This window comes from Salinicola lusitanus (assembly GCF_038648475.1).
In the GTDB taxonomy this organism is placed as follows: domain Bacteria; phylum Pseudomonadota; class Gammaproteobacteria; order Pseudomonadales; family Halomonadaceae; genus Salinicola; species Salinicola lusitanus.
The window spans coordinates 3,453,041-3,473,026 of record NZ_CP151919.1 but is presented as its reverse complement, the minus strand read 5'-3'; the positions used below and the strand labels follow the sequence as shown (position 1 = coordinate 3,473,026).

The following is a 19,986-nucleotide window of genomic DNA, read 5'->3' as shown; positions in this document are numbered from 1 at the left end:
AGAGCGCTGGCGAGTGCCGCCACGGGGTGATAATTTAGCCGCCGCCAACCCCCGTCGTCGCTGCCAAAGAGGAGCGCCCGTGCTCTTGCCGAACCCGTTTCGTCGTCCTCCGCAGTCGACGGACAGCGATGCGCCTCAGGTTCGACTGGAACGTGAAGGCCGCAATGAAATCCGGCGGATCACCGCGGCGGTGGAGAAAGTGCCGTGGACCGTCAGTCTGCTCCAGATCCTGTGGACCGCCGGGCCCGTCACACTGCTGGGTGCCTGGGGTGGCTACCTGCTGGGGTACGGCAAGGCGCCGACGCTGGAAAACTACATCTTCTTCATCTCGTTCACGGTCATCACCGGCGCGGCGGGGATCATCGCCAACCTGCTGCATCACCTCACCGGCGGACGACGGCTGGAGCGAACCTCGAACCGCATCGAGCGCGTCATCAAGACGCTGCCGGAGCTGCTGCTGGCGACGCGCAACCTGATCGTCGAAAGCCTGGAAGGCGATGCGCGACGCCGCGAGGCCGCCGCCATGCTGCTGCGCAAGCAGGACCTTTCGCCCGAGGGCGTCGAACTGGCGGCGCTCGAGCTGCTGGACGACCGCGAAAGCGCACGCCTGATCGGCCAGATCGACGTCTACCGTCGGGTCGGGCTCCATGCCCGCGTCAGCGATCTGGTCGAGATCTACCGTGACGAGATCGAACCCCGCTTCACCGAACTCTACGACCTGGCACCGGCGGCGATCACGCTGCTCAGGGAGCGCTTCGAAGGCCACGCGCCGGACCCACGCTACGGCGTCCCCCGGGACGAGCACTTCATCGAGCGCGTCATGGCCGCGATCGAGAACGACAACGACCTGCTGATGACACTGCAGGACGTCGAGGAGATGGTGATCCTGGCATTCGAGCTGATCAGCGGTCGTAAGATACCGGTGCTGTCGTTCGAATACCGGGGTCGCTGGAAGCTGGCGCGGGCGTTCGACGGCCTCGAGGAGGCGCGGGCCCGGCACCGTATCGCCCAGGCCACCGGCCTCTCCCGCCTGAAGGCCCTGAACACCTACCTCGTCGAGCATTCGGTGACCCCGCTCGCCGAGAGTGTCGCCGGGCAGCGTGCCGACGCGCTGCTGACCCACAGCGTGGCCGCCATCGACGAACTGAGCGAGAGAATCCAGTCGCTGGCCCACGCCATTCATACCGGGCGCAGCGACGATCGCCAGACCCTGCGCCATCAGGCAGAAGTGCTGACCAACGCGATCAAGCTCTACAAGAGCGTCTCCAGTGCCTACAACGAGGTGGGCCGCAGTCACGCCCATCGGCTGCGAATGGCCCAGCGCTGGGACACGGTCAGCGCCGAGCTCTCCGACAACTCGACCCGTCTGCGACTCGGCCCGGGCCGTCGAGGCCTGCGCATCCGCGAGAGCGCGATCGCCCTCGACGACGAAGCCAAGGCCGTCGTCTGCAAACAGCTCGGCCGCTATCTCGAGAAGGCCAACATCGGCACCCTGCGGGAGCGGCTGCGGCAAGCCGAGCGAGACACCCAGCTCAGCGTGGGCGTCGAAAGTGCCAAGCGCGTCGCGGTCGAGATATTCCTGGCCCTGGAGCCTCACGTGCATCTATCGCGCCCGGCCGTGCAGCGTGCCATCAACAGCACCAACGCGGCGGACTTCGGCCAGCTCGAGCCCAATCTCTCGGTGGCGGCGAAAGCGGCGATGGGATCGGCCATGGTTCGCGAGATCGAGACCGACCTGTCGCGCACGGCAGAATCGCTGGCGCTGGCGCTGGTCAAACATTACCGGGTCGCTCTGGAACCGGAGGCGATGGCGTTCCTGCAGCGCCAGTACGGTGCCCGGGAGAGCACGCTGCAGATGCTGACCAACGTCAACCTGGAGCGCGGCGAGACGCCCAATGTCAGCTATCTGAGTATGGCGCCGCCGGCGGTGGGAACGCCCCACCGTCACTGGTATCGCGCCCTGGTGCGCGCGCGCCGCCACCTCGAGAAGTAAGCCGCCACCGACCGCAATCTCTCGAGCCGGGGCGTTTCCCGCAACGCCAAGTCACGGCAGAATCCAGCCTTGACCCCAAGTATCATCGGAGCGCGACATGCGTTTGATCATCGCCGAAAAACCGAGTCTCGCCCGCGCCATCGCGGATGCCCTGCCGGTAAAGGCGACGCGTCGCGAGGGTTATCTCGAAGCTGGTGATACCGTGGTGAGCTGGTGTCTCGGCCATCTGCTGGAGCAGGCCGCGCCCGAGCGCTACGACCCCAGGTACAAGCAGTGGCGACTCGACGACCTGCCGATCGTTCCCGAGCGCTGGCAGCTGGTGCCCCGCAGTCAGGCACGAAGCCAGCTGGCCGTCCTGCGCAAGCTGGTCAAAGGGGCCGACAGCGTGGTGCATGCCGGCGACCCTGACCGCGAGGGGCAACTACTGGTTCAGGAAGTCCTCAATCACCTGGGCTGGAGCCGGCCGACACAGCGCCTGCTGGTGCAGGACCTCAACCGACCCGCGGTGGCCAGGGAGCTCGCCAGCCTCGAGGACAACCAGCGCTACCAGCCGCTCTACGCCGCCGCCGAGGCCCGCTCCCGCGCCGACTGGCTCTACGGCATCAATCTGACCCGGGCCTGGACGCTGATCGGGCGCCAGGCCGGGTTCGACGGACTGCTGTCGGTGGGTCGGGTCCAGACGCCCGTGCTGGGGCTGGTGGTACGCCGTGATCGCGATATCGCCGCCTTCGAGCCCAAGCCGTTCTATCTGCTGTGGGCCGACCTGAAGGTCGCGGGTGGCGCGCTGAGGGCCTGGTGGCAACCCGGCGAACACCATCCGCTGGACGACCAGGGGCGCCTGCTCGAGCCAGGTCCGGCCGAGGCGCTGGCGCAGCGCCTCGCGGGTACTCAGGGTCATCTCGCCGAGCTCGACCAGAAGCGCAAGCGTCAGGCTGCCCCGCTGCCCTATTCACTGTCGTCCCTGCAGATCGATGCTGCGCGCCGCCACGGCCTGTCGGCGAAGCGGGTCCTCGACGTCTGCCAGACACTCTACGAGCGCCACCATCTGATCACCTACCCGCGCTCCGACTGCCGTTACCTGCCCGCCGCGCATCACCGGGAGGCTGCCAGAACCCTGACCGACGCCTGCCGCCTCGATGGCCAGTTGCGAGAGTGGGCCGAGCGGGCGAACTTCGGCCTGCGTTCCAAGGCATGGGACGACGCCAAGGTCGGTGCCCACCACGCGCTGGCACCCACGGGTCGCCCGGCCGACCTGAACAAGCTGAGCCGCGACGAGGCCAACCTGTTCCGGTTGATCGCCCGAAACGTGCTGGCCCAGTTCTACCCGGCCTTGGAGACCTACGAGACCCGGGCCGTCTTCGACCTCCTAGGCGAGCGCTTCCAGGCCCAGGGGCGGGAGATTCTGGAGCCGGGGTGGAAGCCGCTGTTCACGACGCGGGACGACGTGCCGGCCCTGCCGCCGCTGACCAGAGGCGAAACGGCCAGCGTGACCGAGGCCGGCTGCGAGGCTCGCGAGACCCGGCCGCCGGAACCCTTTACCGATGCCAGCCTGATCAAGGCGATGATGAACATCGCGCGCTACGTCGAGGATCCCGCCGTCAAGCGCACGCTGCGCGACTCCGATGGCCTCGGCACCGAGGCGACCCGTGCCGGCATCATCGAAACGCTGCTGACGCGGGGCTATCTGATCCGCGATGGAAAAGCGATCAGGGCCACGCGCACCGGCCATGCGCTGATCGACTCGCTGCCGCCGGCCGCGACGCGTCCCGAGCGCACCGCCCTGTGGGAGCAACGGCTCTCGGCGATCGCCGAAAGCCAGGACGCGCCAGCCCCGTTTCTGACCGCCCTGATCGAGGACCTCCAGGCGCTGCTGGCCCAGGCGGACGCCGGGCGCCTCAACCAGGCGCTTGCGGCCTCGGCCCGGAGCACGGCGCCGGTCGCACCGCCACCCAAGCGTGGCAAGCGGGCTGCCTCGGGGCGTAGAACGGGAGCGCGCCGCTCCCGGGGCAACGCCTCATCGAGCAGCGGTCGATCGACATCCGGTTCGTCCAACACCACCCCCAAAGGCAAGCCGACCCGGGCTCGGCGTGCCCGGAAGCCCGACGCATGACGTCGCGATCACGAGAGACCCGCGCGATGCCGTCGACTGCCGACGGGAGCTGGTTGATCGTCGGCGCCGGTGCCCTGGGCCAGCTTTTCGCGGCATCACTGGCCCGACGATTCCCCGTCGTCCTGCTCGGCAGGCAGGCGGCCGAGCCTCGCATCCATCTGCGCGGACCCGACGGCGAAGCGCTGAGGATCGCGGTGGCACGCCAACCAACGACAGCTTGGGCGGCCGATCGAACCGGCACCGCCGCCCCGACGCTGGTGGTACTGGCGACCAAGTCCCACGATGCGATGGCCGCGCTGAATGCCCTGGCACCGCGGCTCGCATCGGCCACCCCGCTGCTACTGCTGCAGAACGGATTTAGGGCACAACCCGCTATCAGCGAGCGCTGGACTGGGCCGGTCCTCTGCGCCTCGACCACCGAAGCCGCCTATCGCCCGCCTCCCGGCCCTCATTCGCCGGACGTGGTGCATGCCGCCACGGGGACGACCTGGATCGGCGATCTCGCCGACCGTCACTTCGCGCTGGCGACCAGCGTCGCCCACCGGCTTGGCCAGGCGGGCATTGCCGCAATACCCTGCCGAGACATTCGGCGACGCTTGTGGCACAAGCTCGCGGTCAATGCGGTGATCAACCCGCTGACCGCGTATCACCGCGTTCCCAACGGCGCCCTGGCCCGGCCGGCGTTTCGACCACGCGTCACGGCGCTGGTGGCCGAGATCGAACGTATCATGCAGGCCGAGGAAGTACCGCCACCGCCGCAGGGCTGGCAGGCCCTAATCGATGGCGTGATTCAAGCCACGGCCTCCAATCACTCATCGATGCTCCAGGATGTGCTCGCCAATCGCCCCACGGAGCACGACGCGATCCTCGGGCCGCTGGTCGAGGCAAGCCTTCGCCATCGCCTCGACACCCCCGAACTCCAGGCGCTCTGGCGCGCGGCATCTGGATAGACCGTAGTGGCGTAAGCGACGGGGCCGGTCATCGCGACCGGCCCCGTTGGCTATCCGAGCGTGGCGCGGCGCTGTCACTCGACGGCGCTCGTCGCCTCGACCGATGACCGCTTCGAATCGCCCCGGGACTTGTCCGCCGGAAAGAAGACGCCCGCCTTGAGATCGCTCTCGATCTCCTCCAGCGAACGCCCCATCGTCTCGGGCACGTAGCGGACGATGAAGACGAGCGCGATCGTGGTGATCACCGCATAGAGCCAGAAGGTGCCGGAAGTGCCGAGCGCGCTGATCAGCGACAGCGTCGTCAGTGTCACCAGCAGGTTGAAGACCCAGTGGCTCAACGCCCCCATGCTGGCCCCCTTGCCGCGGACGAACAGCGGATAGACCTCGGCGTTGATCAGCCACAGGCAGACGCCGAAACTGCAGTTGAGCGCCATGTAGATTGCCAGGCAGGCCACCAGGGCGTACTGGCTGAAAGCATCCTCGGGCGCACCGCCCACGAACAGTATCCCCATGATCACTAGCGCCACCGCCGATCCGGGGACCATCCACAACAGAAAGCGTTTCCGCCCGATCCGATCGACCAGGAAAATGCCCAGGATGGTCGCCAGATTGATCAGCACCGCGCCGCCGATCGCCGCCAGCACCGAGGCGCTGTCGCCGAAACCGGCCTGGCTCAGGATGGTCGGCGCGTAGTAGATCAGGGCGTTGTTGCCGGTGATCTGGGAGAACATCGCGATCCCCACCCCGGCCACCAGCGCCGGACGAATCCACGGCTGGAACAGATCGCGCCAGGAGCCCTCGGGGCGCGCCGACACCTCCTTGATCTCGGCCATCTCCGACTGCGCCCCCTCGCGGCTGGCACGCACCCGCTCGAGGATACCCAGCGCCTCGGATTCACGCCCCTTGCTCACCAACCAGCGCGGACTCTCCGGCAGTACCAGCATGCCCAGCATCAGAATCACCGCCGGGACGGTGCCCAGGCCGAACATCCAGCGCCACTGCTCGCCCAGGCCGTAGCCCACCAGATAGGCGACGAGAATGCCGAACACCACCATGAACTGGAACATGACCACCAGCTTGCCGCGGTGCTCCGGCGGCGTCACCTCGGCGATATAGACCGGGATGATCTGCGTCGCGCTGCCGGCGGAGAGCCCGAGGATGAATCGCGCCGCGATCAGCATGCCGACACTGGTCGAGGCCGCCGACAGGATCGAGCCGGCGATGAACACCGCGCCGACCAGTACGATCGTCCAGCGGCGCCCCAGCCGATCGGAGAGCCGTCCGGTACCCACGCAGCCAACGATGGCACCGAGGATGATCGCGCCGGTGACGAGCTGCTTGAGCGTATCGTCCAGCGCGAACTGCTTGGACAGCCCGAGCAGCGCCACACCGATGATGCCGGTGTCATAGCCGAACAGCAGGCCACCGAGTGCGGCCACGACCGACACCATCACGACCAGCCCCTTGCGCTTCGGGCCGCGACCGGCGGCAGCGATTGCATTCATGCTTCTCTCCTTGAAATCGGGCGTCCTGGAGGTTGAGTCGCCCAGCTCGAGTGATGACGACAGGTATTGCTACACGTCCTTGAATCGAATCCGGCTGCCGCTCCACCGCAGCTGGCGGTCGGCGTTGCCGGCCACGGCCTCGATGCGCGCGGCATTGGGCGCATCGGTCGCGCGAACCCACTCCAGCGCCTGCCGCTCGGTGCGCCCGAACTGGCGGTGGCGGGCGATCAGGCGGGACTCGCGCAGCTCACGGTCGACATCGAGGAACCACACTTCGTCCAGCATCTCCCGCACCTGCGGCCACGGCTCTTCCTCGAGCAGCAGATAGTTGCCCTCGGTAATGATCAGCGAGGTGGGTGACGCCACCGCGATACTGGCGGCGATCGGCTCCTCGATCTCCCGGTAGAAGCCCGGCGCGTAGATTGTCTCTTCGCCGAAGCTGGCGCGAAGGCGCTTGAGCAGGTCGCGATAGCCGAACGCGTCGAACGTGTCCGGCGCGCCCTTCCGCCCGGCCCGGTCCAGTATCGCCAGCTGTCGATTGGAGAGATGGAAACCGTCCATGGGGACGATCTGGGTCTGATCGCCGAGCGCGGCGAAAAGCGCGTCGGAGAGCGTGCTCTTGCCCGAGCCGGGCGCTCCCACGAGGCCGAGAATTCGGCGTTGGGATGAATCGATTAAGCGACGGGCGGCCTCGAGAACGAGCGGGTCGATATCGATCGATAGCGTCCGCGTCTCGGTGGTGGTGATACGCATTGGGGAATCGCTGGACAGCCGGGAGTGACGACAAGCGTAGCACGCTCATTTTGATGATGAGAGTCGTCTATCGGCGACACGACCCAAGTCGTAAACTTACCGACATCAGGCGTCGGACGACGAAACGACACTCACCGGATTCATCCCGGCGAGTGTCGCGAGGTGCCGTCATGGCCTCGAGTCGAGGAATCCAGTCGAAGGATCACTCGCCGGCTAGCCGACGCAATCGCGCGACCTCGTCCATCAGCTCCAGCGCCAGTGCCGCGCCGGCGAGATTGACCCCCAGATCGCGCTGCAGACGCTGGACGACCCTGACGCGATGCAGGCTCGCACCGTAGAAACGCCACTGTTCGCGTCGGCGACCGTGGGGAACGATGACGCCCTCGTCGACCAGCTCGATGACCCATTCGGCATGTACCGTACAGGTCCGGCACAGTTCGCCCAGCGTCAGAACCGGCGTCTCGTCGAGGTTGTCGACCGGGACCTGGGTGAGATCGTGGATGGTCATGGTGTCTCCTCCGCCGCCGCCCTGGGGTTGAAGTTCGCCACCGCTTCCAACCGGCGATAGGCCGCCTTCACATCGTCACTCGTCGCGGGCGGCAGTACGATCTTCAAGGCCACGTAGCAGTCGCCCGGTGGCTCGCCGGGAATGCCCCGCCCCTTGAGCCGCAGGCGCCGCCCGTCCTGGGAATCCGCCGGGACTTTCAGCTCCACCGAGCCCTCGGGTAGCGGCACCGCGATCGTCGCGCCCAGTGCCGCTTCCCAGGGCGCCACGGGCAGGATCAGGGTGACGTCGCGCCCCTCCACCTGGTAGCGCCGGTGCGACTCGAACTCGATCTCCAGATAGAGATCCCCCGCCGGACCGCCGCCCATGCCAGGCTCCCCCTGGCCGGCCAGGCGAATTCGCTGGCCCTGTTTCACGCCCTTCGGAATCCGGACTTTCAAGGTCCGCTGACGCGGTCGGACTCGTCCCTGCTCATCGAGCTCGCCGCTCTGCAGGGTGAGAGTGCGCACGGCACCGCGATAGGCATCCTCGAGCGCGATCGACACCTTGGCGTGATGATCCTCCCCGCGAGCACGATATCGCCTGCCGCCGGGGTCGCCGCTCGAACCCGTGAACCCCGGGCCCGGCCCTCGACGTTGGCCGAACAGCGATTCGAAGAAATCGCTGAAGGCGGCGTGCTGCTCCTGGGAGTAGCCCTCCTGGGTATAACCGCCTCCCCGAAACTCGAACCCGGCATCCCAGTCCGGTGGCGGGCTAAAGTCCTCGCCGGCCCGCTGGCCCTGGCCGACCCGATCGTAGGCGAGGCGTTTCTCGGGATCCTTCAGCACCTCGTAAGCCTCCCCGAGCTCCTTGAAGCGGGCATCGGCATCGGCTTCCTGACTGACGTCGGGGTGATACTTTCGCGCCAGTCTGCGATAGGCGCGCTTGATCTCGTCCTGGGCGGCATCCCGCTCCACGCCCAGTACCGCATAGTAATCCTTGAACTCCATGCCGCACTCCCGGGAAACAGATCGATGATCGGCCGCAGGTCCCTGCCGACCGGTCACTACCGTTATAGCAGGATTCGCCGCCTTTCAGGCCTCTAGCCAGTATTACGCAAGCCGGCCGCGATACCCGCCATGGTCACCATCAACGCCCGGGAAAGCTCCGGGGTGATCTCGCCCCGAGCATCACGGTTGCGCTGCAGCAGCTCGGCCTGCAGACCATGGAGCGGATCGATATACGGATTGCGCACCTCGATCGCCTGACGAATCAGCGGGGTATTCTCGAGCAGCTCACCCTGATCGAGTATCCGCAGCAGTACGGCCTCGAGATCGACCAGTCGCTGGCGCAGCGACTCACCCAACCGGGTCAGGGCGGGGTCATCGACCAGACGCTTCTCGTAGTAGGCGGCGATGAGCGGATCCGACTTGGCCAGCAGCATCTCCAGCATGTCCAGATAGGTGCCGAAGAACGGCCACTGCTCGCGCATCTCGCGCAGCCGGTCGAGCCCGCCCTGCTCCTCGAGCCGCTTCGCGAATGCCTCGCCGCTGCCGAGCCAGGCCGGAAGCATCAGCCGGGTCTGGGTCCAGGCGAAGATCCACGGGATCGCCCGCAGCGTTTCGATACCGCCTTCCTGGCGCCGCTTGGCAGGACGCGACCCCAGCGGCAGACGACCCAGTGCGCCCTCCGGCGTCACCGCGCGGAAATAGGGCACGAAATCCGGGTCCTCCCGCACCACGCCCACGTAGGCACCGTGGGCAATGGCGGCCAGACGATCCATCTCCTCGCGCCACACTGGCCGAGGCGCGGGCGGCGGCAACAGTGTCGCCTCCAGCACCGCGCAGACATAGATCTCCATCGAGCGCAGCGCGATATCGGGCTGACCGAACTTGAAACGGATCATTTCGCCCTGCTCGGTCACCCGCAGGCTGCCGTTCACCGACCCCGGCGGCTGCGACAAAATCGCCGCGTGGGCGGGACCGCCCCCACGCCCGACGGTGCCGCCGCGGCCATGGAACAGCGTCAACTCGACGCCGCCGTCGCGACACACCTCGACCAGTCGCTCCTGCGCCCGGTACTGGGCCCAGGCCGCCGCCAGTTGACCGGCATCCTTGGCCGAATCCGAGTAGCCGATCATCACTTCCTGGTAATCGCCGGCGACCTCTCGATAGCCCGGCAGTGCCAGCAGACGTTCGATCACGTCACCGGCCCGGTCCAGATCGTCCAGGGTCTCGAACAGCGGCGCGATGGGCAGGCGCACACCGTTGCCGGCTTCCTTCATCAGCAGCGCCACCGCCAGCACATCGGAGGGCTGCTGCGCCATCGAGATGATGTAGGTCCCGAGCGCCTGACGATGCTCGCGCCCGATGACCGCGAAGGTGTCGAGCACCTCCCGCGTTTCGGCGGAGCACGCCCAGCGCGGCGGGATCAGCGGCCGCGGAGAGGTCAGCTCCTCGAGCAGGAACGCCTGACGGCGCTCTTCGTCCCACTCCCGATAGTTGCCGAGGTCGAGATATTGGGTCAGCTCCTCGAATACCTGGGCGTGGCGGGCGCCATCCTGGCGCACGTCGAGCTTGGCCAGGTTGACGCCGAATACCGCCACCCGTCGCAACGTATCTAGCAGCACGCCGTTGGCGATGGTCTCCAGGCCCACATCGCACAGCGAGCGGTGGCAGGCCAGCAGCGGCGCGAACAGCTGATCCCGCGTCTCGATGATCGCCGCTTCGGCGGGGACGTCCCCATCGAGTCGCGCTCGCGCCCACGCCCGGGTCGCCTCCAGCCGGGTCGACAGTCGCTTCAGCAGCGTCCGATAAGGCTCCGGATCGTCGCCGACCTCGGCATGGAGCGCATCGTTCGCCTTCCACATCGACAGCTCGGCCTTGAGCTGCTCGAGATCGCGAAGATAGAGATCGGCCGCCATCCAGCGCCCCAGCAGCAGCACCTCCTCGGTCACGCTGGCGGTGACGTTGGGATTGCCGTCGCGATCGCCCCCCATCCAGGAAGCGAAACGGATCGGAGACGCCTCCAGCGGCAATCGCTCGCCGGCCTTCTCCATCAGCAGCGCATCCAGGTCGCGATGGAAGGTCGGCACCGCCTCCCACAGCGAATTCTCGATGACCGCGAATCCCCACTTTGCCTCGTCGACGGGAGTGGGACGCTCATGGCGGATCTCGTCGGTGTGCCAGGACTGGGCGATCAGCTCCTCGAGTCGACCCTGCGCGCGCTGCTGCACTTCCGGCTGGTCGCCACTGTCCTCGATGATCTGCAGGCAGTCGTCGATGGCGTCGTATTTCTGGATCAGCGTGCGTCGAATGACTTCGGTGGGATGGGCGGTCAGCACCAGATCGATGCGCATGCCGGCAATCGCATCCACCAGTTGACGAGGGGATTGGCCGGCTGACGTCGCGCGCTGCAGCAGTTCGCCCAGATCGGGCTGGGTCCCGGGCTTGTAATCCTCGACACGTCGAAAGCGTGCCCGGTAGTGCTGCTCGGCGATATTGGAGAAGTTGAGAAACTGGTTGAAGGCGCGGGTCACCGGCAGCAATTCGCCCTCGGGCAGCGCCCGGAGGTAGTCGATCAGCTCGCGACGGTCCGCCTCCTCGGCGCTCTGCCGCCCCTTCTTGGCCAAGGCGCGAATCCGTTCGATCCGATCCACGAACTCGTTGCCCAGATCCTTGGCAATGGTCCTGCCCAGGCTATCCCCCAGCAGCCGGACATTGTCCCGCAACGATTCGTGCAGCGACGTTTCCTGTTCTGAACGCATGGTTTCCCTCCCGGAAATGGCCGAACCGGCACGCCGACTGTCCTGCGGATTGCCGGCGGTCCGACGACGAAGATAGATCGCTCAATGCGTCAGCATAACGATCTGGGGGAAAGAATCGACCGGTACGGAAGCGACATTGGTCGTAAATTTACGACATGGACGAAACGCCCGCGGTGGCCTCTTCCTGTTTCGCCGCCTGCCAGTGGCGCTCCATCTCCTCCAGCGTGGCATCACCGGGGGCGGTGCCATCCCGTGCCAGCGCGCCCTCGACATGGCGGAAACGCCGCTCGAACTTGGCATTGGTGCGGCGCAGTTGCTGCTCCGGATCGCACCCGAGGCGCCGGGCCAGATTGACGACGGCGAACAGCAGATCGCCGACCTCTTCCCGGGCGTGCGCCCGGTCGTCGTCGGCCAGCGCCGACTCGACCTCCGCCAGCTCCTCCCGGATCTTGTCGATGACGCCACGCTCGTCCGGCCAGTCGAAGCCTTCGCCGGCAGCTCGCTTGCTCAGTTTGGCGGCGCGGCTCAGCGCGGGCAGCGCCGTGGGGATATCGTCCAGTGCCGAGAGCGGTTGCGAGGTGGCAGCAACGCGCGCCTCGCGCTCCTCGGCCTTGAGCGCTTCCCAGCGCGCCTTGACCCGGCTCTCGGTCACCCGCGGGGTCGTGCCGTCGCCCGCTTGGCGACGGGAACTCAGCGTGCCGTCCGGGAAGACATGGGGGTGACGTCGCAGCATCTTCGCCGTCAGGGTATGCACGATATCGTCGAAATCGAACCGCCCTTCTTCTTTGGCGAACTGGCTGTAGTAGACCACCTGAAAAAGCAGGTCGCCCAATTCACCGGGAAGTTCGTCGAACGCTCGACGCTCGATGGCGTCGGCGACTTCGTAGGCCTCTTCCAGCGTATGGGGGACGATGGTGTCCCACGCCTGCTTGAGATCCCAGGGACAACCGTGACGCGGATCCCTCAATACCGCCATCAACGTCAGCAGGTCATCGAGCGAATGGCGGTCATCGTTCGGCGGTGTCGGGGCGTTGCTGTCCTGCATACCGGCTCCTATGCCTGGCCGTGGCCTTGCCGCAGCCGTTTGACGTCGATCACGTTGGGCAGCTGCTGGATACGCGAGAAGATGCGCTCGAGCGCTTCCAGACCCTCGATCTCCAGCGTGATCCGCATCCGCGCGATGTTGTCGAGCTTATCAGTCACGGTGTTGACGGAGGTCACGTTGACCCGATCGCTGGAGAGCACGTGAGTCACATCGCGCAGCAGTCCGGAGCGATCCCACGCCTCGATCTCGATATCCACCGGATACTGGGCGCGCTCTTTCTGCCCCCACTCGACATCGACGATGCGCCTGGGCTCTTCGCTGCGGAGCTGGAGTACGTTGGGGCAGTCCTGACGATGGACGGTGACCCCTCGACCCTGGGTAATGTAGCCGATGATCTGGTCGCCGGGCACCGGGTGGCAGCAATTGGCCATGGCCGTCTTGAGATTGCCGACGCCCAGCACGGTGATGCCATCACTGGGTTCCTTGCCCTGATGCCGACGGGGCTTGGTCAGCAGGCGATCGAGCTGCTCCTGATCGTCGCTCTCGCCGAACAGCTGCTGGGCCTGATGCAGCACCTGGCCGATACGCAGGTCGCCGGCGCCGATGGCGGCGTACATGTCCTCCACCGAGGTGTAGTTGACCGCCCCCGCCAGCCGCTCGAGATCGACCCCGTCGATGTCGAGGCGACGAAACTCGCGGTCGAAGATCGCCTTGCCCTCGTCGAGATTCTGCTCCCGCGCCTGCAACTTGAACCAGGCCTGGATCTTGGACCGGGCGCGCGACGTGCGGACATAGCCGAGATTGGGGTTGATCCAGTCCCGGCTCGGTGCGCTCTTGGTCGCGGTCAGGATCTCGACCTGCTGGCCGGTCTTGAGCAGATAGGTCAGCGGTACGATGCGGCCGTCGACCTTGGCACCGCGGCAACGGTGACCGATCTCGGTATGCACGCGATAGGCGAAGTCGATCGGCGTCGCGACCTGCGGCATGTCGATGACATGGCCATCCGGAGTGAACACGTAGATCCGGTCCGGCGCCACGTCGCTCGCCAGCCCCTCCCGGAAATCGCCCACGTCGCCCACTTCCTCCTGCCACTCGAGGACCTGGCGAAGCCAGGCGATCTTCTCCTCGTACCCCCGGCTCTTGGCGTCGGTATCCATCCCCTTGTAACGCCAGTGCGCGCAGACGCCGAGTTCCGCCTCCTCGTGCATGGCGAAGGTGCGCACCTGGATCTCGAGCACCTTGTTCTCGGGGCCGATGACGGCCGTATGCAGCGACTGATAGCCGTTCTTCTTGGGGTTGGCGATGTAGTCGTCGAATTCGTTGGGGACGTGGTGCCAGCGTGAATGGACCACGCCGAGCGTGGTGTAGCAGTCGGCGATCTCGGGCACCAGGATACGCACCGCACGGACATCGTAGACCTGGGAAAAGTCGATGCGCTTGCGCTGCATCTTGCGCCAGATCGAATAGATGTGCTTTGCCCGGCCATCGACCTGGTAGCGCAGGATTCCCTGGCGTTCGAGCAGCGTCTCGAGGGTTTCCACCACCTCGTGGATATAGCGGTCGCGATCGAGGCGCTTCTCCGCCAGCTGCTTGGCGATCGACTTGTATTCGGTTTCGTGCAGGTAGCGAAAGGCCAGGTCCTCGAGTTCCCACTTGACCTGACCGATGCCGAGCCGATGTGCCAGCGGCGCATAGATATCGAAGACCTCGCGCGCGACGCGCAGGCGCTTCTCCCGCGAGGCATCCTTGACCTGCCGCAACATGCAGGTGCGCTCGGCGATCTTGATCAGCGCGACGCGAACGTCGTCGACCATGGTCACCAGCATCTTGCGCAGGTTGTCCTGCTGGTTGTGCTGTGACAGCCCGTGCTTGGGGGCCTGCAGCTGACTGATCGCGGCCATGCTGAGCACGCCCTCGATCAGCTTGGCGACCTCCTCCCCCATCTGCTTGGCAACGCTCTCCAGGCTCAGCAGACCACGGCGGACGCCGCGATAGAGAATCGCGGCCTCCAGCGTCTGCTGGTCCAGCTTGAGCTGGCTGAGGATGTCGGCCATTTCCAGGCCGGTCAACAGCGTCTGATCGGCCAGCGCCTCGTTACCCTGGACGTCCCGCTCGCTGGCCCGCAGAGCCAGTTGGCAGGCCTGAAGGATACGCCCGGGATCTCGCAGTTCGACCTCTTGCTGCAGCCGCTTCACCCACAGATCCAGATCGACACTGCCATCATCGACCAGCGGTTCGCTCTCTCGCACCTTCACCATGCTAGTGCCTGCCTCCCGAAGCTGGAGTGTCGTGATCTTCGTCTCGACGCCTTGGCCGCCCGCAACGGGCTGGCCGTTCGAACAACGCGAGTGATTCCAGATGTGCCGTGTGGGGGAACATATCGGCCATCGCCAGGCGCGACAGCACGAAACCGCCGGCCAGCAAGAGAGCCGCGTCCCGCGCCAGCGACGCTGGGTCGCAGGAGACGTAAGCAACCCGCGTCACGCCGCTCTCCGCCAATCGTCGGCAGATCGCGCTGGCACCCTCGCGTGGTGGATCCAGCAGCACCGTGTCGTGCTCGGCGATCAAGGTATCCACCGTCTCGCCGGGATCACTGAGATCGGCCTGCAAGGCATCGACATCGAGACCGTTCAGTCTGGCATTGTCCCGCAGGCGTTCGACCATCGCATTACTACCTTCGACAGCGGTGATCCTGACAGCGTCCTCGGCCAGGGCCAGCGAGAAGTTGCCGATGCCGGCGAACAGGTCGAGCAGAGAGTCGTCGTGCGCCGACGCCAGCCAGTCCCGAAGGGTGTCGATCAGCCACTGGTTGATGTGGGCATTGACCTGCAGGAAGTCCCCCGGCGCCAGCGCCAGCGATATCGGCCGGCGAGACCCGGACACGGTCGTGACCAGTCGCGGCTGGTCGCTCAGCCAGACCAGCTCGGTCGCCTTCCGCCCGCGGCGAACGGCACAGGCCAACGCCTCGCGCTCCGCGAACGCACGCCAGCGCTGTTCGTCCTCCGGCACATGGCGCAGTTGACGGACGACCACGGTGACGACCTCGGCATCGGTCAGCAGCAGCTCGAGATGGCCGACGTGACGCGGCGCCTCGAGCGTCTCGAGCTGGGCCCGCAGTCGCGGCAGCAGTCTCGTCAGGGCAGGCGCCAGCACGTGGCAGCTGTCGATGTCGACCAGTTGCTCGCTGCCCCGCGCGCGAAAGCCGAGATGGACTCGGCCCTGGGCGTCGCATTTGACCCCGAGCCTGGCCCGGCGCCGGTAGCCGGCATCGTCGCCCTGCAATATCGCCACGTCTTCCGGGGCATCGATTCCCTGGCGTCCGAGCAGATCGATCAGCACCTCGCGCTTGTGCTCGCGCTGCCCGGCAACGCTCAAGTGCTGGAGATCGCACCCGCCGCAGCGTGTCGCATGGATGCAGGGCGGTTCGACGCGCGTCGCGGCATCGCTGAGTCGCTCGCGGACATGCGCCTCGTCATAGCGCTTGCGCTGACGGTGTATCGCCACCTCGACCCGCTCTCCCGGCAGCGCGGCATCGACGAATACCGTCTTGCCTTCCCCGTCGCGTGCGACGCCACGCCCGTCGTGGGCCAGCCGCTCGATCACCAGCGTGCCCGCTTCCGCAGCCACCGCGGGAGCGGGTGGCGATACCTGACGTTCCCGGCGCACGGCCGGCGTTCGCCTCTTTCCCAGCATCGCCATGGTCAGGCTTCCGGCGCGTAGAGGCCGGTGGACAGATAACGGTCGCCGCGGTCACACACGATGAACACGATGACGGCGTTGTCGACTCGCTCGGCGACCCGCAATGCGCCCGCCAGGGCACCGCCGGAGGAGACACCAGCAAGAATGCCCTCTTCCCGCGCCAGCCGGCGCATATGTTCCTCGGCCTCCTGCTGGCCGATATCGAGTACGCTGTCGACCCGCTGAGGTTCGAAGATGTCGGGGAGGTAGGCTTCCGGCCAGCGTCGAATGCCGGCAATGCTGGCGCCATCGGCCGGCTGCAGGCCGACGATCTGGATCGAGGGATTGCGCTCCTTCAGATAACGCGAGGTGCCCATGATGGTACCGGTGGTGCCCATGGCACTGACGAAATGCGTGATGCGGCCGGCGGTCTGCTCCCACAATTCAGGACCGGTGGTGCGGTAGTGCGCCAGAGGGTTGTCGGGGTTGGCGAACTGGTTGAGCGGCTTGCCTTCTCCCCGGGCGATCATCTCGTCTGCCAGGTCCCGGGCGCCCTCCATGCCCGCCTCCTTGCTGACGCCGATCAGCCTGGCACCGTAGGCCGCCATGGCCTGCTTGCGCTCGCTCGAGGCGTTGTCCGGCATGATCAGGACCATTTGGTAACCCATCACCGCCGCCGCCATGGCCAGTGCAATGCCGGTATTGCCGGAGGTCGCCTCGATCAGCGTGTCACCCGGAGAGATGTCGCCGCGGGCCTCCGCTTCGCGAAGCATGGACAGCGCCGGGCGATCCTTGACCGAGCCAGCGGGGTTGTTGCCTTCCAGCTTGGCCAGAATCGTGTTGTCGCGTCCGGCGGAGATACGCGCGAGTCGGACCAGCGGCGTATTGCCGACGGTCTGCGCAAGCGTGGGGAATGCCATAGTGAATGTCCTAGAGCCAGAGCCTGAACGTTTTCGGTTCGCAAACCGATGATAGAGAGTGACCACAGTATATCGAAGCCGGCGGGGGACATGACAGCACTCCCCATCCGGTCATCGCGGCTTCGGCAATGCTATGACACGATGTCGAAGCCATTTTTTACACTGTGATCGACTGAGGTTACGGCAGACGCTACGGTTTTGACCGTATTCGCCGATAGAATCGATTGGGAACGCAAAGGCTTCGGAAAACCCATGGCTTCACGCTGGCTGATCACTCTCTCGCTGCTGCTGTCGGCGCTGCTGCTCGGCATCACCGGGTGGCACGCGTGGGACTGGCATCGGGCCAACGACCAGATGCTCTCTCGGCGCCTGCAAAGCATCAATCGTGTGTTCACGCCGTCGCTGGCCGAAGCCGCGCAGAATGAAGACATCGCGCGGGTCCACCAACTGCTGGATCGCCTGACCGATGATCCGGCGATCGTCAACGCCACCCTGCGGGATGACAGCGGCGCCTCGCGAGACTTCACCGGCTCCGCCCCCCCCCGCGCCGCTGGCGACGCTTCCGGCGACCCCGATCTCCTGGCACGAGAATGGCATGCAGCGATGGATACAACCGCTGGGTGACTTCCTGGCGCTGCCATCGGCACGCAGTTACTGGCTGGACCTGACCCTCGACCCTTCCAGAGCCAGCAAGTATTCGCAAAGCCCCCTCCCCGCCCTGATGCCGATGCTGTCGCTGCTGCTACTGATACCCGCGGCACTGGCCTGGCGGCGCTCGTCACGCGCAGCGAGGCACGCCCGAAGCATCCCGGAATCCGACCAGGCGACGTTAGCCGACAATGTCGAGCCTCTCCCGAAGGCCCGCGAGGAGAGCGACCTGACCTACATGAGTCATGAGCTGCGCGCCCCACTCTCCGGTCTGCTCGGCTTTTGTCGTCTGCTGGAGAACAGTCCTCTCGATGCGCAGCAGCGCGAATGGCTGCGCCATATTCACCTGGCCTCCAATGGTCTCCTGGACACCGTCGACCATGTACTGGGAGATCCCCGCCGCTGTCGGACGAACAACGTGTTCGATATCGCCGAGGTGCTGTGGGAAGTCCTCTGCCTCCAGACACCGCTGGCGCAGGCCAGGCGAATTACCCTGCTCGCCATCGTCTATGACGATGTTCCGCCCCGGCTCGTCGGTGCCGACGTCGCCGTGCGTCAACTGCTGACCAACCTGGTAAACAACGCGATCAAGTATGGCGGCGAGGGCGACGTCGTCACGCGCATCGTGCTCGAGAGCCGGGAAGGCAGCGCCGTGAGACTACGACTGAGCGTAAGCGATGGCGGCAACGCCACCCCCGCCCACCGTGAGCGGCTGCGCCGGCTGATCGCGCGAGGCGAGACTCGCTCCGCCGACGCCGAGGATGGCGTGGGTCTCGCCATCTGCCATCGTCTGGCGGGGGAGCTGGACGGCTCTCTGGCGCTGGGTGAGCGCCGGGGCGGGAGCCAGACGATCGTTTCCCGACTCGGGTTCGAGGCCTGCGAGCCCTACGTTCGACCGGCAGAGTTCGATCTCGGCGGCGCCATGATCGGTATTTGGCAGCCCCACGCGCGCCTGGCCCATCTGCTGGACTACGCCCTGAGACGCTGGCACGCACTGCCGAGCGCCATCGCCACGGCGGACGCCTTGTCGTCGGCGGATGAGACGAGTCAGTTGCTCATCGTCGGCATCGACGACAGCGCACTCGCTGCCGCCACCCGGGATCTCTGGCAACAACGCTTCGACGCCATTTCCCGACCCTGCCTGGTGATCGCCAATCTGGCGCCGACCCAGGCCCTGGACTGGCGACTCCCGAAGGGAAGCGTCGTGCTCAGACTGCCGATCTCCCGCTACATGCTGGGCCGCACCCTGGCCAAGATGCTCGCGGAAAGTCGTCAGCAAGCCATGCCATCCCGCCCTCGCGTGCTGGTCGTCGACGACGACGAGATCTCGCAGCACTACCTCGACGCGGTGCTGCCGATCATTGGCGCCAACGTGGTAGTGGCCGGCACCGCAGCGGAGGCCGTCGCCATCGCCTCGGAAACCTCGATCGACCTGGTGCTGATGGATCTGCACCTGCCGGACGCCAGCGGCTTCGAGGCCACGCAACGCCTGCGGCGCTTGAGCGCGGACTGGGCCCGCACGCCCGTCATCGCCATGACAGCCGGCCGAGACGCCCATGGTCACGACGTGGTAGCGGACGACGAGGTCGCCGAGGTGCTGACCAAGCCGCTGGACGAACGCCTGCTAAGGGAGGTACTGGCGAAATATCTGCCCCTCGCCGAATCGCCGAACACTGAGCCGCAATCGGACACGGCGAGAATCACACCCGTTACCGTCGAGCCGGGACAGACGGGGGAAGAAGTCGGCTTGCCGGCCCCGAGCTCCCTGGCTCATGCCGGCGACCTGCCGGTCGTCGACAAGGCACAGGCCCGTGAGCGCAGCGGCGGTCGCGAGGCGCTGGTCGTCGAACTGATGACCCTGCTGATCGCGGAGCTGCCAAGGCACCGCCAGGAACTGCACGCCGCCTGGCAACGGCGTGATGTCGCCCTGCTGCGGGAGCGAGTCCACCAGCTCGGAGGCGGCTGTCGCTACTGCGGCGTTCCGCAACTCGCGGCGGCTTGCGACGAGCTGGAGCGGCGCTGTGGTCATGGCGCCATCGACGAATGCGAAGAGGCGTTTCGTGAATTGATAGCGGCCTGCGATCGCCTGATCCTGTGGGCCGAGGACCAGGCGATGACCGACATCAACTGACAG

14 protein-coding genes are annotated in these 19,986 nt (G+C 66.4%); 5 read left to right on the top strand and 9 right to left on the bottom strand.

Annotated features, from left to right (window positions below):
- Window positions 1-79 precede the first annotated feature (79 nt).
- From AAGT95_RS15560 to AAGT95_RS15550, 3 genes are all read left to right on the top strand, one after another.
- Window positions 80-1,993: a hypothetical protein gene (locus AAGT95_RS15560; RefSeq protein ID WP_110600021.1), complete on the top strand. Its 1,914-nt coding sequence runs from the start codon at window positions 80-82 to the stop codon at window positions 1,991-1,993.
- A gap of 97 nt (window positions 1,994-2,090) precedes the next feature.
- Window positions 2,091-4,103 (top strand): DNA topoisomerase III, encoded by a 2,013-nt coding sequence (locus AAGT95_RS15555; RefSeq protein ID WP_342594411.1) that lies wholly within the window; start codon window positions 2,091-2,093, stop codon window positions 4,101-4,103.
- 26 nt (window positions 4,104-4,129) lie between these two features.
- Entirely contained in the window at window positions 4,130-5,053 is a 924-nt protein-coding gene (locus AAGT95_RS15550; RefSeq protein WP_110600025.1) for a ketopantoate reductase family protein, read from the top strand.
- Between the two features lie 74 nt (window positions 5,054-5,127).
- Here the strand turns inward: AAGT95_RS15550 and AAGT95_RS15545 are convergent, their stop codons facing one another.
- From AAGT95_RS15545 to cysM, 9 genes are all read right to left on the bottom strand, one after another.
- A complete protein-coding gene (locus AAGT95_RS15545) occupies window positions 5,128-6,558 on the bottom strand; it encodes a sugar porter family MFS transporter (RefSeq protein WP_110600027.1) in 1,431 nt (476 codons plus the stop codon).
- Window positions 6,559-6,627: 69 nt separating this feature from the next.
- The gene (locus tag AAGT95_RS15540; protein ID WP_110600029.1) at window positions 6,628-7,311 is read right to left on the bottom strand and encodes a nucleoside/nucleotide kinase family protein; all 684 of its coding nucleotides are present in this window, start codon (window positions 7,309-7,311) and stop codon (window positions 6,628-6,630) included.
- Window positions 7,312-7,513: 202 nt separating this feature from the next.
- On the bottom strand, window positions 7,514-7,819 hold the full coding sequence (locus tag AAGT95_RS15535; RefSeq protein ID WP_110600031.1) for a chaperone modulator CbpM: 306 nt from the start codon (window positions 7,817-7,819) through the stop codon (window positions 7,514-7,516).
- On the bottom strand, window positions 7,816-8,805 hold the full coding sequence (locus AAGT95_RS15530; RefSeq protein WP_110600033.1) for a DnaJ C-terminal domain-containing protein: 990 nt from the start codon (window positions 8,803-8,805) through the stop codon (window positions 7,816-7,818). Before AAGT95_RS15530 ends, AAGT95_RS15535 begins: the two co-directional genes overlap by 4 nt.
- Window positions 8,806-8,897: 92 nt before the next feature.
- Complete coding sequence (gene ppc / locus AAGT95_RS15525; protein ID WP_110600035.1) at window positions 8,898-11,561, bottom strand: phosphoenolpyruvate carboxylase; 2,664 nt, start codon at window positions 11,559-11,561, stop codon at window positions 8,898-8,900.
- 148 nt (window positions 11,562-11,709) lie between these two features.
- The gene (gene mazG / locus AAGT95_RS15520) at window positions 11,710-12,606 is read right to left on the bottom strand and encodes a nucleoside triphosphate pyrophosphohydrolase (RefSeq protein WP_110600037.1); all 897 of its coding nucleotides are present in this window, start codon (window positions 12,604-12,606) and stop codon (window positions 11,710-11,712) included.
- Between the two features lie 8 nt (window positions 12,607-12,614).
- On the bottom strand, window positions 12,615-14,864 hold the full coding sequence (relA, locus tag AAGT95_RS15515; RefSeq protein WP_110600039.1) for a GTP diphosphokinase: 2,250 nt from the start codon (window positions 14,862-14,864) through the stop codon (window positions 12,615-12,617).
- 1 nt (window position 14,865) lies between these two features.
- Window positions 14,866-16,305 carry a 23S rRNA (uracil(1939)-C(5))-methyltransferase RlmD gene (gene rlmD / locus AAGT95_RS15510; protein ID WP_342594410.1) on the bottom strand — a complete coding sequence of 480 codons (1,440 nt, stop codon included), beginning with the start codon at window positions 16,303-16,305 and terminating at the stop codon, window positions 14,866-14,868.
- A gap of 2 nt (window positions 16,306-16,307) precedes the next feature.
- Complete coding sequence (gene cysM, locus AAGT95_RS15505; RefSeq protein ID WP_110600043.1) at window positions 16,308-17,204, bottom strand: cysteine synthase CysM; 897 nt, start codon at window positions 17,202-17,204, stop codon at window positions 16,308-16,310.
- 252 nt (window positions 17,205-17,456) lie between these two features.
- Between cysM and AAGT95_RS15500 the strand changes: the two genes are divergently transcribed.
- Both AAGT95_RS15500 and AAGT95_RS15495 read left to right on the top strand, forming a co-directional pair.
- The gene (locus tag AAGT95_RS15500; protein WP_342594409.1) at window positions 17,457-17,828 is read left to right on the top strand and encodes a hypothetical protein; all 372 of its coding nucleotides are present in this window, start codon (window positions 17,457-17,459) and stop codon (window positions 17,826-17,828) included.
- On the top strand, window positions 17,800-19,983 hold the full coding sequence (locus AAGT95_RS15495) for a response regulator (protein ID WP_342594408.1): 2,184 nt from the start codon (window positions 17,800-17,802) through the stop codon (window positions 19,981-19,983). The genes AAGT95_RS15500 and AAGT95_RS15495 overlap by 29 nt, the downstream gene beginning before the upstream one ends.
- Window positions 19,984-19,986 lie beyond the last annotated feature (3 nt).